This is a genomic window from Halanaerobium saccharolyticum (assembly GCF_003053565.1).
Lineage (GTDB): Bacteria > Bacillota > Halanaerobiia > Halanaerobiales > Halanaerobiaceae > Halanaerobium > Halanaerobium saccharolyticum_B.
Map to the genome: position 1 here is coordinate 26,963 of NZ_QAXS01000005.1, position 16,779 is coordinate 43,741.

Sequence of the window (16,779 nt, forward strand, 5' to 3'; positions counted from 1 at the left end):
ATCAGTTTGCAGTTTATTGTACCATAATTACGGCTGTTTTTCAATATCATGTTCCTCTAAAATATTTGTCAAATCTTTGAGCAGGATATATATCATTTCTAATTCTTTCTCATCTCTATTTAAAAGCAAATCAGTTATGTTAGAAATTTTAATACTGGCTTCCGAACTCAAATCATAATTTATCAATAATTTATCTACACCTACACCAAGAGCTTCCGCAATATTTATCAGTGATTTTAATGATGGTTCTTTCTCTCCGCGTTCAACCTGTCCAATATATGTATAATGCAGGCCGGCTTTCTCGCCCAAACCTTCCTGGGTTAGGTTATTTGTTTTGCGATATTCTTTAATTTTTTTACCAATAAGTTCTTTTTGCATTCGGCTCACCTCTAATATATATCTTAGGGTGAAGAGCCAATAATTTGAAGAGATTATAAGTATTATTATAAAGTATATAGGTATTATTAAAGTATTTGGGTATTTTATCTGTTTAAATACTTTTTTACTAATAGTTATAGTCTATTAAATAATAAAACCACAGCCTTTAAGCTATGGTTTAAAAATAATACTTATTGATGTGCTCTTAAATCACTGATTAATGCTGTTAGTTTCTCTTTACCGCCATTATTCCAGGTCTCAATAAAATCAGCAATTTTTTCTCGATCATAATCACTTAAACCCTCACCAAGTGCATCTAAATCATGGCTGTCTAAATCCTTCATTAAATCTATAGCTTTTTTGAGAGGGTACTGTATTTTATAATATATCTGATCAACCATTATTAACCTCCTCAAGCTTTTCTACCAGACTTTCCAGCCTGGGCATCGTTTCCCGTTCAATATATCTTATGTAACCTTCGAGTGTCATAATTCGATTATCCAGCACTTTATTACTCATTTCAGGAGAATAATCATTAAATTGTTCTGTTTTGTTTACTGCCGCATCAATAAAATCTATTACATCGATTACTGCTTTCTCCATCCAAACACCCCTTTTTTGATTTTTATAAAAATTAAAAATATAGTAGACAAAAAAATAAGCTAACCTGTAAGCCGAGTTCTGTATCAGATGATCATCTATCTAGGGGAACAGTTGCCTGAACCCTCAAGCGTCCTTACCCGGAGAAAAGCGGATCACTTTTATATTCTCCCTATTTGGACTTACTCCGGATGGGGTTTACCTGGCATTCCAGTTACCTGAAACCCGGTAAGCTCTTACCTTACCTTTTCACCCTTACTCTTTCAGAAGAGTTTTCAAAGAAAACCCTTTCATTAAAAGCGGTATATTTCTGTGGCACTAGCCTGGGAGTTACCTCCACCGGGTGTTACCCGGCATCCTATCCTGTGGAGCTCGGACTTTCCTCATCTTAAAAAGATGCGATCATCTGGTTAACTTATTTTTTTACCATATAAAGTATACCACCAGTTATATAATATGTCAAGCGATTCACTCAAGTTAAAAAGACTGCAGTAATAGTGATTACTGATAATTCCAGGGATCAGTATTAACTTCTGATTTAACAAAATTAAGATCCTTTATTAACTTTGTTGAAGCCGCAGTCTTTAATTTTTCAAATAACAACTCTCTGACAAATTTTTCGCTGCCGTAGTGACCAAAATCAATCAGAGCAAGTCCCAGCTCTTCTGCTGTCTGGGCTTCATGAAACTTAACATCTCCGGTTAAATATAGATCTGCACCCTGATAGTAAGCATCTTTTATAAAATCAGCTCCACTGCCACTGCAGAGAGCAACCCTTTTAATCTTATTTTTTGACTTCACAACTTTAAGCTGTTCTAATTGATAAATTTCTTTAGCTTTAGCAATTAAAGTCTCAAGTTCAGTTTCTTCTTTTAGATCAGCTATTCTTCCAATTCCCTGCTTATTTTTTAAGTTTTCCAGCTGATAGAGATCCCAGGCTGGTTCTTCGTAAGGGTGCACTTTGAGCAGAGCATTAATTACTTTATCTAAGTTTTCTGGAGCTACTATAGTTTCAAATCTGTATTCTTTTACCTGATTAAAACTGTTCTTTCGCCCGAGATAGGGATCAGAATTTTCTAATGGTTTAAAAGTGCCATTCCCCGACTGATAAAAGCCGCTGTGACTGTAATTTTTATACTCACCAGCTCCTTTAGCATAAAGAGCATCCCGCACCTCCTCAAAACCATCTTCAGGAATAAAAGTAACCAGCTTATGATAATTTTGACTGTCTGTTGTTTTTAAAATAGATATATTTTCTACATCCAGTTTTTCAATCAGATAATCATTTAAACCATCATCAGCAATATCCAGATTGGTATGAGCTGAAAATAACGAGATATTATTTTTAATCAGTTTATAAATCAACTTACCACTTTCATTCTGAGCATCCACTGACTTGATCCCATTAAAAATAAAAGGATGGTGAGTAATGATCAGCTGACAGTCTTTTTCAACAGCCTCAGCTAAAACTTGCTGATTAAAGTCAAGTGCCAGCAGTACATTTTCTACTTCCTGACTTAGATCACCAACCTGCAGACCTACATTATCCCAGTCTTCTGCCAGTCTAGCTGGAGCAAGTTCTCCCATTAACTGAACCACTTCTGCTACCTTTGCCATAATTGACCTCCTCTAATTAAAAGTACTTTAAAATAATATTATTTGATTTTTATAAAACAAAAAACCCCGCTCTTTAAGTAAAGAACAGGGTTTGAATATTCTTGGTGGGCCCACCAGGATTCGAACCTGGGACCAACCGGTTATGAGCCGGTTGCTCTGACCAGCTGAGCTATGGGCCCGCTAATAAAACAAATCTATTATTTGTGACGACAAGAATAATTATATGATAGAAATCAGCCCAGGTCAAGAGTTATTTTAGATTTTTTTGCAGAAATATATATGATAATATTGTAATATCTCATAAATACTTCCAGTTATCCATTTATACTCTCTATTCCAGATAATCCTTCAGTTTTTTACTGCGGCTTGGATGTCTTAATTTGCGTAATGCTTTTGCCTCAATCTGTCGGATTCTTTCTCTGGTAACTCCAAACTCCTTGCCTACTTCTTCTAAAGTTCTGGGCCTACCATCTTCAATTCCGAATCTGAGCTCCAGAACCCGCTTTTCTCTATCAGTAAGGGTATCTAAAACCCCATCTAACTGTTCTTTAAGCAGTATATATGATGCTGCTGAAGCAGGAGCAGGAGAATCTTCATCTTCTATAAAATCACCAAGGTGACTGTCTTCTTCCTCTCCAATAGGTGTTTCAAGCGAAACAGGTTCCTGAGCAATTTTCATGATCTCTCTTACCTTTTCAGCTGAAATATCCATTTCTTCACCAATTTCCTCTGCCTTTGGTTCTCTACCCTTTTCCTGCAGAAGCTGTCTTGATACCCGAATCAGCTTATTAATGGTTTCAACCATATGCACAGGCACTCTAATTGTTCTTGCCTGGTCAGCTATAGAACGGGTAATTGCCTGTCTGATCCACCAGGTGGCATAAGTACTAAACTTATAACCCTTGGTGTAATCAAATTTTTCTACTGCCTTCATTAGTCCCATATTACCTTCTTGAATTAAATCAAGAAAAAGCATTCCGCGACCAACATATTTTTTAGCAATACTTACCACCAGCCTCAGATTAGCTTCAACCAGCTGCTGTTTGGCCCATTCATCACCCTGTTCCATCCTTTTGGCAAGTTCTACCTCTTCATCTGCTGTCAAAAGGTCAACTTTCCCAATCTCTTTTAAATACATTCGAACCGGGTCATCTATGCCAACACCTTTAGGAACACTCAAATCAAGACCACTATTTTCATCGTCTTCATCCTCGTCCCCATCATCTTCTAATTTAGAATTAACTATTTCTATATTCATTTCACTAAATATATCATAGATTTTTTCTATATCTTCAGAATCTAAATCAATATCCTCCAGGGCATCCATAATTTCTTCATAAGTTAGTTCCCCTTCTTTTTTTCCACGATTGACAAGATCCTTAACTTCATCTATTTTAGCAGGACTCATATCTTTATCAGCCACTTTAGTCCCTCCTTTCAAAATTGTAATTCAAACTATAAAATGTTAATAAAATTCGATTTAATTTATCTAAACCTAATTCTTTTCTGCTGAGTAAACTGCACAACTTCTTTTTATTTCCGGCAATTCTTTTTGAACTTAAATAGTCAGCCAGTTCTAAAATATGCTCCCTTGTTAAAGAGTTATCCTGTTTAACTAAAATTTCTGACCAGTACGATACCAGCTTGTCTCCCAGGTCATTTTTGATTTTATCAATTTTAACTGAGTTGCTGATCACACTACCCTTAAATAAATATTCAGCCAGCTGAGCAGTTCGTCCATTAAAATCATCTTTAGAAAGTCTGGCAGCAATTTCTTCTCTCAAACCAGGATTACTGATAAAATGTGCCAGAATTTCTTCCTCAACTTTTTGATAATATGATAATTGCGAGTATAAGTCAAATTCTTTTTCTGCTTGCTTATTTTGTTTTTCTCTATTTCTTTGATAATTCCTGCTTTTATTTTTCTTAAATTCTTTTTCCACTTCTCGGGCCAGAACTTCAGCTTTAAAATCTGTTTTAGCTGCAGCTCGCTCAATATATATTTCTCTTTCCAGATTGTCACTGACCCCGCTTAAAAGTTCTACAATTGATCTCAAAATCTTTTTCCGGATTCCAGGATCTTCAAGATTTTTATTTTTAATAATCATATTAATTTTAAAATCTATTAAGTTTACAGCCTCAGAAATAAATTTATCAAAAACCTCTTCACCCTCATTTTTTAAGAGTTGATCCGGATCACTGCCTTCATCCAATTGAATTACTTTAACATTTATACCAGTACTGCTGAGTATGTCAAGACCTCTCAGGGTCGCTTTATTTCCAGCTGTATCTGCATCATAAGCAATATAGGCATTTTCAGCATACCTGTGGATCAATTTTGCCTGTTCTTCAGTAAAAGCAGTACCTAAAGAAGCAATCGAGTTTTTAAAGCCTTTTTTATGGGCCTGAATTACATCTGTATAACCTTCCATTATAATACAGCTGTTTTTCTCTCGAATCGAATCTTTAGCAAGATGCAGTCCGTACAAATTTTTCTTCTTACTAAAAATAGGCGTTTCAGGTGAATTTAGATATTTAGGGCCATAATTAGTTTCAGTTTCTAAAATTCTACCCCCAAAAGCTATTACTTCACCGCGATTATTAAAGATTGGAAACATAACTCTGTTTCTGAATTTATCATAGTGAGAATTATTTTTTCCTTCACTAATTAAACCGGCTTTTTTTATCAGATCAATACTGAAACCTTTTTTCTGCAAAAAATTCAATAAAAGCTGCCATTCATCTGCAGCATAGCCGAGTTTAAATTCTTCAATTTCTGGCTCTTTAAAACCCCGATCTGTTAAATAATTAAGGGCATCTTTTCCAATCTCAGTTTCAGTTAAAAGATAGTTATAAAAGCGCGCTGCTAGCTTATTTAAAGAAAATAGCTGTTCCCGTTCCTGATAGAGCTGTCTCTGCTCATTACTGAGATCTGGGAGTTCCATCCCACTTCTTTCAGCAAGCATCTTAACCGATTCAACAAATGTTAGATTTTCAATTTCCATCACAAAATTTATTGAATCCCCACCGGCTCCACAGCCAAAGCAGTGATAAAAATTATTATCAGGATTAACAAAAAATGACGGAGTTTTTTCACTGTGAAAAGGACATAAGCCCTTATATCTATTGCCTGATTTTTTTAATTCAAGATAATCAGAAACTAAATCCACTAAGTCAACATTTTCTTTTAGTTCATTAATAAATTCATCAGAATATCTGGCCAATTTATCCACCCTGACCTTAATTTTTATTTCAAATTAGAAAAGTATTTAACCGTTGTAATTATATTTCTCCAAAAAGATTATTAATCCTGCATTTATTTGAATTATCAGCTCAAATATTAGCGATTTTTGTCGAACCATGGTGTTGGAATAAAATATTTTTGCCCAAGATTAATTGCATATCGATCAGTCATCCCGGCGATATAATCAATTACAGCCTGTTTGTGATTTTTTTCAAACTCTAAATATTCATCAGGAATATAATCAAGATGCTCCATAAAAAAATCATAAAGTAATTTTAAAAGTCTTTTTGCCTTACCTTCCTCACTTTTACCTTCAGAGCCAATATAAACATTCTGAAAAAGAAAGCTTCTCAATTTTTCCGTTGCAGTTTTAATCTCAGCCGATCGTTTTATTTCTGCCTGCTGCCAGCTGGAATTAATCAAATCTCTGACCATCACATCTATTCTTTCAGAATGTGTGCTGCCCAGGATAGAAATTGCGTCCTGAGGCAGGTCTGAAGCATCTATAATTCCCGCTCTTAAAGCATCATCAATATCATGGTTAATATATGCTACCCGGTCAGCAACTCTCACAATCTGTCCTTCTAAAGTTAGAGGTTTAGTATCACCTGTATGATTAACTATTCCATCTCTAACCTCAATACTTAAGTTTAGACCCCTGCTGCCGCTGCTCCTTTTTTCTATCAGATCAACAACCCTTAGACTCTGCAGATTATGTTTAAATTCCTCTCCAGTAATCTCAGTTAGAGCAGCCTCACCAGCATGCCCAAAAGGAGTATGCCCCAGGTCATGTCCCAGGGCAATAGCTTCTACTAAATCTTCATTTAATTTAAGTGCTCTGGCTATTGTCCGAGCAATCTGCGAAACTTCCAGAGTGTGAGTCAGGCGAGTGCGGTAATGATCACCCTCAGGGGCAATAAAAACCTGAGTTTTATGTTTGAGCCGTCTAAAAGCCTTCGAGTGAATAATTCTGTCTCTGTCATGCTGAAAAATTGTGCGAATATCACAGTCAGCTTCCGCTTTTTTCCGCCCCCTGCTTTCTGCACTCAAACAGGCAAAATCAGAAAGTTTCTCTTTTTCCCATGCCAGCTGTTCAACTCTGGAAAACATAATATCAGCTCCTATTCATTAAAATAAGAAAGCACCTCTACAGCAGTTTCTTCGATAGTTTTATCTGTAACATCAATTATCGGACAGCCTATTTCTTCCATTATAGAATCAGAATATTCAAATTCCTGATTAATTCTTTCTTTAGCTGCATAGGTTGCATCATCACCTAGGCCCATTTTCTTTAATCTTTCAATCCGAATATCATTTAATAATTCAGGATCAATGGTCAGCCCAACAACCTTATTATCTTTATTTTCCAGGACTGAAGGATGAACATCTACTTCCGGAACCAGCGGTACATTGGCAGTTTTATAGCCCAGATACGAGAGATGAACAGAAAGAGGAGTTTTTGAAGTTCTGGATACTCCAACCAGAACAATATCAGCTTCTGCAATCCCCTTTGACTCATTTAAATCATCAAATCTAAGGGTAAACTCCATTGCTTCAATTCTTTTGAAGTATTCTTCGTCCAATTTATATTTGAGAGCAAATTCTTCTTTTGCCTCCACTTCCAGTCTCTTTTCTACCATATTTAAAGGCTGGTCCATCATATCAATATAGTCTAAATTATTCTTTTCAGCAAGTTCATTTAAATGTTCTCTCATCTCAGTTTTGACAAAAGTGTAGGCAATTATTGCGTTATCAGCTTTTGCCTTTTCAATAATCTCATCAATTCGCTCCAGTGAACGGACAAAAGAAAAAGATTTTATTTGTACCTCAGAGTCCGGAAATTGTCCGATGGCTGATTCCATCAGGTGTTTAGCTGTTTTACCGGTTGAATCTGACACTGCATATGCAATTAACTTAGTTTCACTCATAATTTTCACCCCGGTTTAATTATTAGTCTAGAGCTATTTCTTCAATATCCATTACCTCTGACATTAAGACAGCAATTTGAGCTAATAAAGCCAGTCGATTATTTTTAAGTTCACTGTCATCAACCATAACCATTACATTATCCAGGAAGGCATCAATATATTCTTTCAATTCAACCAGCAAATAAAAACCTTTTTGATAGTCACCAGAAGCAAAAAACTTATTGATTTCTGTTTGCCGCTGATTAAATGCTTTATATAGTTCCTTTTCTTCATCTTCAACTAATAATCCTGCATCTATCTCCAATTTATTTTCAGCTTTTTCACTGATATTTTTAGCCCGAACCAGACCGCGAATTAAATCAACAAATAATTCCGGATTCTCTGATCTAAATTCCATTAATTTATGTGCCCGCTGATAAAGGTCAAGTAGATTTTGATCATTAATCTTAATTACTGCATTAATAATATCATATCTGACCTCTTCTTCTGCTAGCATATTTTCCAGTCTCTGTTTAATAAATTCTTTTAACTCAGCAGCTGCAGCTTCAATATTCTCAGGCTTTATAGCAACAAATTCCATTGAAAATTCAATAATTTCTTCGATGTCAACTGCCAGCTTATTTGCTAAAACAATTCGTAAAAGCCCTGTAGCCTGTCTTCTTAAAGCAAATGGATCCTGAGAACCACTGGGAATATTACCCAGAAGAAAATGACTGCTTAAATTAAATAACTTTTCAGCCACAGCAAGCACAGTACCACTCTTAGTCTCTGGCAGTTTATCACCAGCAAAACGGGGTAAATAGTGTTCAAAAATAGCCTCTGCTGTTTCTTTTTCTTCCCCTTCTAAAAGGGCATATTCTTTACCCATTAATCCCTGAAGATTGGCAAATTCATTTACCATCTCTGTTGCCAGATCGTTTTTGCAGAGTTCAGCTGCTCTGACCGCCATTTCTTGCTGAGACTGATCATAATCTAATAGTTCAGCCAGTCTTGATGTGATTTGCTGCAGTTTTTCAACTTTTTGATAAACACTGCCTATATCTTTTTGAAAAACTATATTTTTAATATCTTCGCTTCTATTTAAAAATCCGTATTTTTGGTCTTCAGCAAAGAAAAATTGGGCATCATCGAGTCTTCCTTTTAAGACCATTTCATTTCCGGAAATTACTTCTTCAAGATATTCATTACCTCCATCTCGAACTCCGATAAATTCTGCCTGCAGTTTATTATCCTCTGTCATTACTGGAAAATAACGCTGATGTTTTTCCATAGCAGTAATTAAAACCTCAGCCGGCAGTTCTAAATATTCTTCAGCAAAAGTCCCTTTAAAAGCGGTTGGAAATTCAATTAGATCAATTACTTCAGCCAGTAGAGAATCTTTAATCACTGCCTCAGCAGATAAATTAAGATCTGAAATCTGTTCTTTGATTATTTCTTCTCTTTTATCCTGCTTTACAATAATAGCTGCAGATTTTAGGGCAGAAAAATAATCTTCAGCAGCATTAACTTCTACCTTACCTTCACTTAAAAAGCGGTGCCCAATACTATAATTGGAGCTTTTAACACCTGCAATTTCCAGATCAAGTTTTTGTTCACCAAATAAGACTAAAAGCCATTTGATAGGACGGATAAATTCCATCTGAACACTGCCCCAGCGCATTGCTTTAGGCAGAGGAACCTGATCAACAATCTTCTTTAAGATAGCAGTTAGAATTTCTGCTGTTTCTTCTCCTTTTTCTACTTTCTCAGCATAGAGATAGCCATCTTTTTTAACCAACTGATCTACAGCAACTCCCTGTCCGCGAGCAAATCCTTCTCCAGCTTTAGTAGGCTCACCATTATCATCAAAGGCAATATTTACTGCAGGACCCCGAACTATCTCCCGCTGATCTTCCTGTTTTTCTGCCAGCTGCTCAACTGCAAGCACAAGTCTTCTGGGAGTAGAATAAACTTCCATTTTGTTATATTCCAGATTATTATTGTCAAAAATTTCGGCTGCTGTTTTTAAATAATCCTCTCTAAATCTCTGCATAGAAGCAGCCGGCATTTCTTCAGTTCCTATTTCAAAAATTAAATTTTTTGCCATCATTATCACTCCTGCTCTCCTGAGTTTAAATAGCTGGCTGCACAGTCATGAGCCAGTTTTCTAACTCGCTTGATAAATCTAGTTCTCTCAGTTACACTGATTGCTCCTCTGGCATCTAAAAGATTAAAAGCATGTGAACATTTCAAAGTATAATCATAAGCAGCTAAAGGTAGCTCTGCTGCCAGTGAATTCTCAGCTTCTGCTTCATAAATATCAAAAAGTTCAAATAAATTATCAATATCTGCAACCTCAAAATTATATTTAGACTGTTCTACCTCATTTTGATGATAGATATCATGATATTTTACTCCTTCAACCCAGGTCAAATCATACACACTTTCAACTTCCTGTAAGTACATAGCTATTCTTTCTAAACCATAAGTAATTTCCACAGTCACCGGGTCAGCTTTAAATCCCCCTACCTGCTGAAAATAAGTAAACTGAGTTATTTCCATACCATCAAGCCAGACTTCCCAGCCCAGACCCCAGGCGCCTAAAGTTGGAGATTCCCAGTTATCTTCTACAAAACGGATATCATGTTTTTCAGGTTCAATCCCCAGTGCCCGCAGACTATCTAAATAGATTTCCTGAATATCATCAGGTGAAGGTTTCATTATTACCTGATACTGAAAATACCTCTGCAGACGATATGGATTATCCCCATAACGGCCATCTGTAGGACGGCGGCAGGGCTGAACATAGGCAGTATCCCAGGCTTCTCCTCCCAGTGAGCGCAAAAAAGTAGAAGGACTCATTGTTCCCGCCCCCACCTCAATATCATATGGTTGTTCAATTACACATCCCTGGTCACTCCAAAATCTATCCAACGAAAAAATAATTTCCTGGAAATTCATAAATACACTTCCTCTCGTACTCATTTTAATAATTTTCACTAAAATAAAACCTTATCCTTTAGGACAAGGCTCAAATTGAATTAACTATTCATTTTCCTGATTGTATACAGAAATGATAATGATTTAGGACTTAAGTCCAGATGATAGACTAAAAATTTTTCTGTCAGCTGATTGAGCTTTTCTATAATTTCTTCGGAAAATTGGGCAGACTTAAGCTGAGAAAATTCAGCAAAAGTTATTTTATAGAGAGCTCTCATTTCATTTAAGCTAAAAAGGGTATACTTAAAATCTTTTTTATTAAAACAATTTTTACAGATTGAGCCCCCCTCTTCAACACTGAGTGGGGTTGAACTTTTGAGATCAACTTTTTCTCCACAGATAGTACAATTCTCAATTTCAGGTTTAACCCCCAGCAAAAGCAGTAATTTAGCCTTAAAAACAGTCAGATAAAATAAAAGCTCTGACTTTTGAGCCTGAGCCATCTTTTCTAAAATAAGGGCTAAAAGAGAAAAAAGAGCCTGATCAGCTTCATCTTCCAGGCCGGCCCGCTCTACATATTCAGAAACAACACTGGCATAAGCCATATAATCCAGGTCTTCGCGCAACTTAGAGTTCATTGCTATCGACTCGATATGATTTATTTTAGCCAGTGATTTTCCCTGATATAAAGTAAAATTATGATAGCTAAAGGGTAAAACAAGTCCGGAACGAGATTTTTTCCCCTTCCGGGCTCCTCTAGCAACTGCCTTTAATTTACCTCTTTCTCTAGTGTATAAGGTAATCAGACGATCTGACTCACCTAAATCAAATTGTTTTAAGACTACTGCTTCTGTCTCAAAAGTTGCCAATTAATTCAACTCCCGCTTATTCTTCATCATCTGTTACAATTGTTACCCCAGAGCTTGCACCAATTCTATTGGCCCCTGCATCAAGCATTTCTAAAGCCTGCTCAAAGTTTTTGATACCACCAGAGGCTTTAACACCAACATCCCTACCAACTGTTTTCCGCATAATACTAACATCTTCAACTCGAGCTCCATAATCACCAAAGCCAGTTGAAGTTTTGACAAAGTCAGCCCCTGCTTCTTTTGCAATTTCACAGGCCTTAACAATTTCTTCTTCATCCAGAAAACAAGTCTCCAGAATAACTTTTACAATGATATCCGAACTCACACCTGCTTTTTTAGTAGCATCTACAACCGCCTTAATATCAGCCTTAAATATCTCATAAGCACCAGATTTAAAAGCTCCAATATTCATTACCATATCGATTTCCTGAGCTCCGTTTTTGATTGCATTTCTGGTTTCATATGATTTAACTTCTGTAGTGTTTGCACCCAAAGGAAAGCCGACTACTGTACAGACTTTGACTGAGCTTTCTTCAAGTAACTTTGCAGCCAAAGGAACATATATAGGATTTACACACACTGATGCAAATTCGTGCTCTTTTGCTTCCTCACATAATTTTTTGATATCATCCACAGTTGCTGTTGGATTCAAATTTGTATGGTCAATCATTTTAGCCATATCACGAGGTTTGATCGCCATTTTTAAAACCACTCCTTAAATTCTTATATTTTTGCTTTATCAATATTTATATTCTACAAACTTTGTCATTGTCCTGCAATAAATTTATTTATAACCCATTCTTTTGAGCAGACTATCTTTTTCGCGCCAGTCCTTTAAGACTTTAACCCAGAGGTCCAAATAAACTTTGGTCTGCATTAAATCTTCTATTTCTTTTCTGGCTGCCCGACCAATTTTCTTTAACATTTTACCATTTTTGCCAATAATAATTCCCTTATGTGATTTCTTTTCTACATAAATATTGGCTCTAATATAATAATCATCATTTTTTCTTTCCTTAACTTCTTCAACTAAAACAGCCACCCCATAAGGAACCTCTTCCCGGGTTAGGTAGAAAATCTTCTCCCTGATCATTTCTGCAAAAACAAATCTTTCTATCTGATCAGTTATCATATCTTCCGGGTAATACTGAGGTCCTTCCGGTAATTTTGAAAATATTTCTTTCAATAGATTATCTGTATTTTTGTTATTTAAAGCAGAAATTGGAATAACTTCTTTACCAACTTTTTGACTGTACTTCTGCTGTCTTTTTACCAATTCTTTATTTGATATTTTATCAATTTTATTCATCACATAGATTATTTCCTGATCACTATTTTTAATTTGATTATAAATTAATTGATCATTTTTACCCCAGTAAGTACTGCCGTCAAGAATAAAAATTATCACATCTATCCCGTCAAGACTGCTGTAAGCTTCATCCTGCATGTATTTATCCAGTTCATTTCTAGGTTCATGAATACCCGGTGTATCAATAAAAATAATCTGCCCATCGTCTTCTGAATAGATAGCTTTAATACTATTACGGGTCGTCTGGGGTCTGGGAGAAATAATATTTATTTTTTCTCCTATTAAATTATTAATCAGGGTCGATTTACCAACATTCGGTCTGCCAATTACTGTTACAAATCCTGATTTATAGCTCATTATTTTTCTCCATTGAACTGTCTGAAAAAGCTCCTGGAAGCAGTTCTGTACTGGTCATAGTTATTTCTTTCCCTTTTTCTGTCATCATAATAATCTCAATTTCTCCGTCAGCAAACTCATTAATTACCTGACGGCAGGAACCACAGGGAGGGACAGGTTCTTCGGTAGAACTAACTATTAGTACTGCTTCAATTTTTCTGTGTCCCTCAGATACAGCTGAAAAAATTGCAGATCTTTCTGCACAGTTAGTTAAACCATAGGCAGCATTTTCAATATTTACCCCTGTATAAATCGAACCATCTTCAGTCAAAATAGCTGCTCCCAGAGGGAATTCTGAATAAGGAACATAGGCATTTTTTTGAACTTCTAAAGCTTTTTTAAACATTTTATCTTTAATTTCTTTTTTCATTACTAACACCTCACAAAATTGCTTTTAAAACTTTTCTATATTAATAAGTAACTTCTGTACCATTTGGAACCACCTGAATCCAGGTTTGTCCCCGATTAATCTCAATTTCTTCACCAGCAGCATTTAAATAAGTTATTTGATTGTCATTATTCTCCCAGCTGCCTTCAATAACCATTCCATCTCTAAACAATTTCATTTCTCCACCTGATTTAATATCTATATCCTGTCGATCTTGATTATCTTTAGTAGAAGTTTTGACATACTGGACTATGATATTTTTAGCCTTAAGCTGTTCTCCATTTTCTACAAGATGCGGGTTATCTCCGCTATTTAAATATCTTAAATAATTGTTTTCCAGTCTATTATATTCATAAAGAACTTCATATGATCCCCAGTAGTCAACACTGATATTTTCAGCCTTTTCAAAGTTGCTGACTACAGAAGCAGTTAAAAAATTAAACTGCTCCGGATATTCTTTTTCCTCCAGGTTATCTAAATAGTCTTTTAAAGGTTCTTCTCCGGAATAAAGGTTATGAGGAGCTCTTCTCTTACTGCTGCGCCAGAAGTACTGGCTCTTATAAAGCTGATCCAGATGCAGAATATCATTTACTGCTAAAATTGCAAAACCATCAGGACTGGCCCCAGCATGTAAAAATACTGCATCATATGACTGTGCAGTTTTGACCAGAGCAGGTCTGGCACTTCTAATTGGTCCAATTTTTTCTGGTACCTCCGGCCAGAAAATTGCCAGAAATCTGGTGATCCCACCTTCCAGCATAAATTCATAGACTATTTCAGCTTCTTTCAAACCGCTTTGAGGTCTGGCGGCAGGTGAATTTTCAATTGAAACAGCCACTGCTCTTTTATAATAATTTTGCTTAATTGGCAGCCCGGTAAATGGAGAAACTGCATTATAATTGCTTTCTGTTATCTCATCTTCCTCCGGTGTTTCGGCTTCATATTCTTCTTCAATCTTTTTGATTTCTTCTTCCAGCTCTTCTTGATTTAAATCTTCCTGCTGACTGACTTCTTCCTCACTCTGCTTTGGCTGCTCTCCTTCTTCACTACTGCAGGCTGTAAATATGAGCAGTGCTGAGAGCAGTAAAATCAGCAGAAAATATACCTTTGACTTCATCTTCTCACCCCAAAAATTATTCATCATCTTCAATTTTTAATTCTTTTTCACTTATCAGCTTTATTTTTCTAATTCTATTGTCAATTATACTTTCAACAACAAATGTTACATCTTCCAGTTGCAGCTTTTCCCCCTGAACCGGCAGGCGGTTTAGATAATATAATACCAGACCACTTACCGTTTCGTAATCATCACTTTCAGCCAGCGGCTCTTTTAAATATCTATTTAACTCTTCGATATCAACTCTACCGTCAAGCAGCAGTTTGTTGTCATCAATAACTTCAATATAACTTTTTTCTAAGTCAAACTCATCCTGAATATCACCAACAATTTCCTCCAGTAAATCTTCAATAGTAATTAAACCAGAAGTACCACCATATTCATCTACTACAATTGCCATATGTTCTTTTCTATCTTTCATTTCTGATAATAATTGATTGATTGGTTTTCCTTCTGGAATAAAATAAATGGGTTTAACAAATTCTTCAATATCAACATCATCTTTTTGCTCCAGCAGTAATTCCAGGAGGTCCTTAATGTAAATCAAACCAATAATATTATCAATGGATTCCTCAAAAACTGGAATTCTGGAATGACCTTTTTCAACCCCCATTTTTATTAATTCTTTTAAACTGGCATTTTTTTCGATACAAACCATATCAATTCTGGGGATCATAATCTCCTTTACCAGAGTATCATCAAAATCAAATACACTCTGAATCATTTCCTGCTCTGTTTCTTTAATGACACCCTCTCGCTGACTGACATCAACAAAACGTCTAATCTCTTCCTCACTTAAAAAAGCGGAAGAAATCAGGCTTTTATCTTTCACAAAAAGATTCACTATTTTTGTGAAAAGATAAATAAAAGGGGATAAAATTATTTCAAGATAATAAAGGGGAACTGCTGCAGCTTTAGCATAATCAATTGCTCTATTATTACCCAGTGACTTAGGAGTTATTTCTCCAAAAATAAGAATTAATAAAGTCACTACACCGGTCGCAATCCCAACTCCTTTACTTCCAAATAATTCTATCGAAAGCGCTGTTGCTATGGAGGAAGCTGCAATATTAACAAGATTATTACCAATCAAAATAGTTGTTAATAGTTTAGTCTGATCCTGCAGTAATTTATCTACTTTTGCAGCATGCTCATCTCCTCTTTGAACTTTTTCTTTAATCTTAATTCTGTTAACAGACATAAAGGCTGTCTCAGAACCAGAAAAAAAGGCAGATAAAAATATCAAGATGAATAAAGATAATAATTCTAAATACATTATTAATTCCTCCACAGTCATCAAAGTTATTAAATACTGAAATAATAAAAAATTATAAATGCAATTATACTTCCTAGTAAAGTCCCCAGTACTATCTCCTTAAATGAATGGGTACCAGCCTCCAGCCGACTCTGTGCTGTCAAAAAAGCAAGTACTGAAGCTAAAGAAAGAGCAATCAAGCTCCTGGTTAAAAACCAGATGATAAGCACCGAGGAAGCTGCAAGTGCTGCATGACCACTAACAATACCACCCTTAAGTGGAGTACCACTGCTGAAAATAGATTTTAAAACAATAACCAGAATAAATATTAAAGACAGTGTAATAAATATTAGATGCAGTGGCTCATGTCTGATATTAAAAATGAGATTTAAAGATAATTCCTGAGCTTTAGTAATAAAAACGAGATAAGCAATAAAAATTGCATTGCCGGCTGCAATAACTACTGCTGCCGCACTAATGTTTTTGGCAATTCTTGCTTTAAAATTATATTCCTGACTTAAAATATCAATAATAACTTCTACAGCTGTGTTAATCAGCTCGGCAAAAATAACAAGAGAAATAGCTACTATAACCAGCCCCAGCTCTATTCTGCTTAAATCAAAGAAAAGGCTGAAGGCCAGGACTAAAATTGCAGCAGTCAGGTGAATCTGCATATTTCTCTGGGTTCTAATAGCATGAATTAAACCAGCAATTGCATGATTAAAACTATCAATAGTTTTTAAAATCCACATTATTTAC

The 16,779-nt window shown here is 35.6% G+C and carries 17 protein-coding genes, 1 tRNA gene and 1 other RNA gene; all 19 read right to left on the reverse strand.

The window, feature by feature from the left end:
• Positions 1-27: 27 nt before the first annotated feature.
• A complete protein-coding gene (locus C8C76_RS03175) occupies positions 28-378 on the reverse strand; it encodes a helix-turn-helix domain-containing protein (protein ID WP_108138585.1) in 351 nt (116 codons plus the stop codon).
• Positions 379-569: 191 nt separating this feature from the next.
• Positions 570-779, reverse strand: a complete 210-nt coding sequence (locus C8C76_RS03180) for a hypothetical protein (RefSeq protein ID WP_108138587.1) — start codon at positions 777-779, stop codon at positions 570-572.
• Complete coding sequence (locus C8C76_RS03185; protein WP_108138740.1) at positions 772-981, reverse strand: hypothetical protein; 210 nt, start codon at positions 979-981, stop codon at positions 772-774. The genes C8C76_RS03180 and C8C76_RS03185 overlap by 8 nt, the downstream gene beginning before the upstream one ends.
• Before the next feature lie 51 nt (positions 982-1,032).
• Positions 1,033-1,396, reverse strand: an RNA gene (rnpB, locus tag C8C76_RS03190) — RNase P RNA component class A.
• An 83-nt stretch (positions 1,397-1,479) separates the two neighbouring features.
• Positions 1,480-2,595, reverse strand: coding sequence for a Nif3-like dinuclear metal center hexameric protein (locus C8C76_RS03195; protein WP_108138589.1), 1,116 nt, complete (start codon positions 2,593-2,595; stop codon positions 1,480-1,482).
• 102 nt (positions 2,596-2,697) lie between these two features.
• Positions 2,698-2,774, reverse strand: a tRNA-Ile gene (locus C8C76_RS03200).
• A gap of 152 nt (positions 2,775-2,926) precedes the next feature.
• Positions 2,927-4,003: an RNA polymerase sigma factor RpoD gene (gene rpoD / locus C8C76_RS03205; RefSeq protein WP_166637136.1), complete on the reverse strand. Its 1,077-nt coding sequence runs from the start codon at positions 4,001-4,003 to the stop codon at positions 2,927-2,929.
• Between the two features lie 16 nt (positions 4,004-4,019).
• On the reverse strand, positions 4,020-5,828 hold the full coding sequence (gene dnaG / locus C8C76_RS03210; RefSeq protein WP_375135238.1) for a DNA primase: 1,809 nt from the start codon (positions 5,826-5,828) through the stop codon (positions 4,020-4,022).
• Positions 5,829-5,935: 107 nt separating this feature from the next.
• A complete protein-coding gene (locus C8C76_RS03215) occupies positions 5,936-6,949 on the reverse strand; it encodes a deoxyguanosinetriphosphate triphosphohydrolase (protein ID WP_108138594.1) in 1,014 nt (337 codons plus the stop codon).
• A gap of 11 nt (positions 6,950-6,960) precedes the next feature.
• Entirely contained in the window at positions 6,961-7,767 is an 807-nt protein-coding gene (locus C8C76_RS03220) for a pyruvate, water dikinase regulatory protein (RefSeq protein WP_108138596.1), read from the reverse strand.
• Between the two features lie 22 nt (positions 7,768-7,789).
• Entirely contained in the window at positions 7,790-9,853 is a 2,064-nt protein-coding gene (gene glyS / locus C8C76_RS03225; protein ID WP_108138746.1) for a glycine--tRNA ligase subunit beta, read from the reverse strand.
• Between the two features lie 5 nt (positions 9,854-9,858).
• Positions 9,859-10,707: a glycine--tRNA ligase subunit alpha gene (locus C8C76_RS03230; RefSeq protein WP_108138598.1), complete on the reverse strand. Its 849-nt coding sequence runs from the start codon at positions 10,705-10,707 to the stop codon at positions 9,859-9,861.
• Positions 10,708-10,787: 80 nt separating this feature from the next.
• The gene (gene recO, locus C8C76_RS03235) at positions 10,788-11,555 is read right to left on the reverse strand and encodes a DNA repair protein RecO (RefSeq protein WP_108138599.1); all 768 of its coding nucleotides are present in this window, start codon (positions 11,553-11,555) and stop codon (positions 10,788-10,790) included.
• A gap of 16 nt (positions 11,556-11,571) precedes the next feature.
• Entirely contained in the window at positions 11,572-12,255 is a 684-nt protein-coding gene (gene deoC / locus C8C76_RS03240; protein WP_108138601.1) for a deoxyribose-phosphate aldolase, read from the reverse strand.
• Between the two features lie 84 nt (positions 12,256-12,339).
• Entirely contained in the window at positions 12,340-13,221 is an 882-nt protein-coding gene (gene era, locus C8C76_RS03245) for a GTPase Era (protein ID WP_108138603.1), read from the reverse strand.
• Complete coding sequence (locus C8C76_RS03250) at positions 13,211-13,630, reverse strand: cytidine deaminase (protein ID WP_108138605.1); 420 nt, start codon at positions 13,628-13,630, stop codon at positions 13,211-13,213. The genes era and C8C76_RS03250 overlap by 11 nt, the downstream gene beginning before the upstream one ends.
• 40 nt (positions 13,631-13,670) lie before the next feature.
• Positions 13,671-14,765, reverse strand: coding sequence for a DUF3048 domain-containing protein (locus tag C8C76_RS03255; RefSeq protein WP_108138607.1), 1,095 nt, complete (start codon positions 14,763-14,765; stop codon positions 13,671-13,673).
• 16 nt (positions 14,766-14,781) lie between these two features.
• Entirely contained in the window at positions 14,782-16,041 is a 1,260-nt protein-coding gene (locus tag C8C76_RS03260; RefSeq protein ID WP_108138609.1) for a hemolysin family protein, read from the reverse strand.
• A 29-nt stretch (positions 16,042-16,070) separates the two neighbouring features.
• Positions 16,071-16,772, reverse strand: coding sequence for a diacylglycerol kinase (locus C8C76_RS03265; RefSeq protein WP_108138611.1), 702 nt, complete (start codon positions 16,770-16,772; stop codon positions 16,071-16,073).
• Positions 16,773-16,779: the final 7 nt, after the last annotated feature.

Excerpts from the sequence above, each read along its gene's own strand:
- C8C76_RS03175 (WP_108138585.1), bottom strand. The coding sequence starts at position 378 with ATGCAAAAAGAACTTATTGGTAAAAAAATTAAAGAATATCGCAAAACA.
- C8C76_RS03180 (WP_108138587.1), bottom strand. The coding sequence starts at position 779 with ATGGTTGATCAGATATATTATAAAATACAGTACCCTCTCAAAAAAGCT.
- C8C76_RS03185 (WP_108138740.1), bottom strand. The coding sequence starts at position 981 with ATGGAGAAAGCAGTAATCGATGTAATAGATTTTATTGATGCGGCAGTA.
- C8C76_RS03195 (WP_108138589.1), bottom strand. The coding sequence starts at position 2,595 with ATGGCAAAGGTAGCAGAAGTGGTTCAGTTAATGGGAGAACTTGCTCCA.
- rpoD (WP_166637136.1), bottom strand. The coding sequence starts at position 4,003 with ATGAGTCCTGCTAAAATAGATGAAGTTAAGGATCTTGTCAATCGTGGA.
- C8C76_RS03215 (WP_108138594.1), bottom strand. The coding sequence starts at position 6,949 with ATGTTTTCCAGAGTTGAACAGCTGGCATGGGAAAAAGAGAAACTTTCT.
- C8C76_RS03220 (WP_108138596.1), bottom strand. The coding sequence starts at position 7,767 with ATGAGTGAAACTAAGTTAATTGCATATGCAGTGTCAGATTCAACCGGT.
- glyS (WP_108138746.1), bottom strand. The coding sequence starts at position 9,853 with ATGGCAAAAAATTTAATTTTTGAAATAGGAACTGAAGAAATGCCGGCT.
- C8C76_RS03230 (WP_108138598.1), bottom strand. The coding sequence starts at position 10,707 with ATGAATTTCCAGGAAATTATTTTTTCGTTGGATAGATTTTGGAGTGAC.
- deoC (WP_108138601.1), bottom strand. The coding sequence starts at position 12,255 with ATGGCGATCAAACCTCGTGATATGGCTAAAATGATTGACCATACAAAT.
- era (WP_108138603.1), bottom strand. The coding sequence starts at position 13,221 with ATGAGCTATAAATCAGGATTTGTAACAGTAATTGGCAGACCGAATGTT.
- C8C76_RS03250 (WP_108138605.1), bottom strand. The coding sequence starts at position 13,630 with ATGAAAAAAGAAATTAAAGATAAAATGTTTAAAAAAGCTTTAGAAGTT.
- C8C76_RS03255 (WP_108138607.1), bottom strand. The coding sequence starts at position 14,765 with ATGAAGTCAAAGGTATATTTTCTGCTGATTTTACTGCTCTCAGCACTG.
- C8C76_RS03260 (WP_108138609.1), bottom strand. The coding sequence starts at position 16,041 with ATGTATTTAGAATTATTATCTTTATTCATCTTGATATTTTTATCTGCC.
- C8C76_RS03265 (WP_108138611.1), bottom strand. The coding sequence starts at position 16,772 with ATGTGGATTTTAAAAACTATTGATAGTTTTAATCATGCAATTGCTGGT.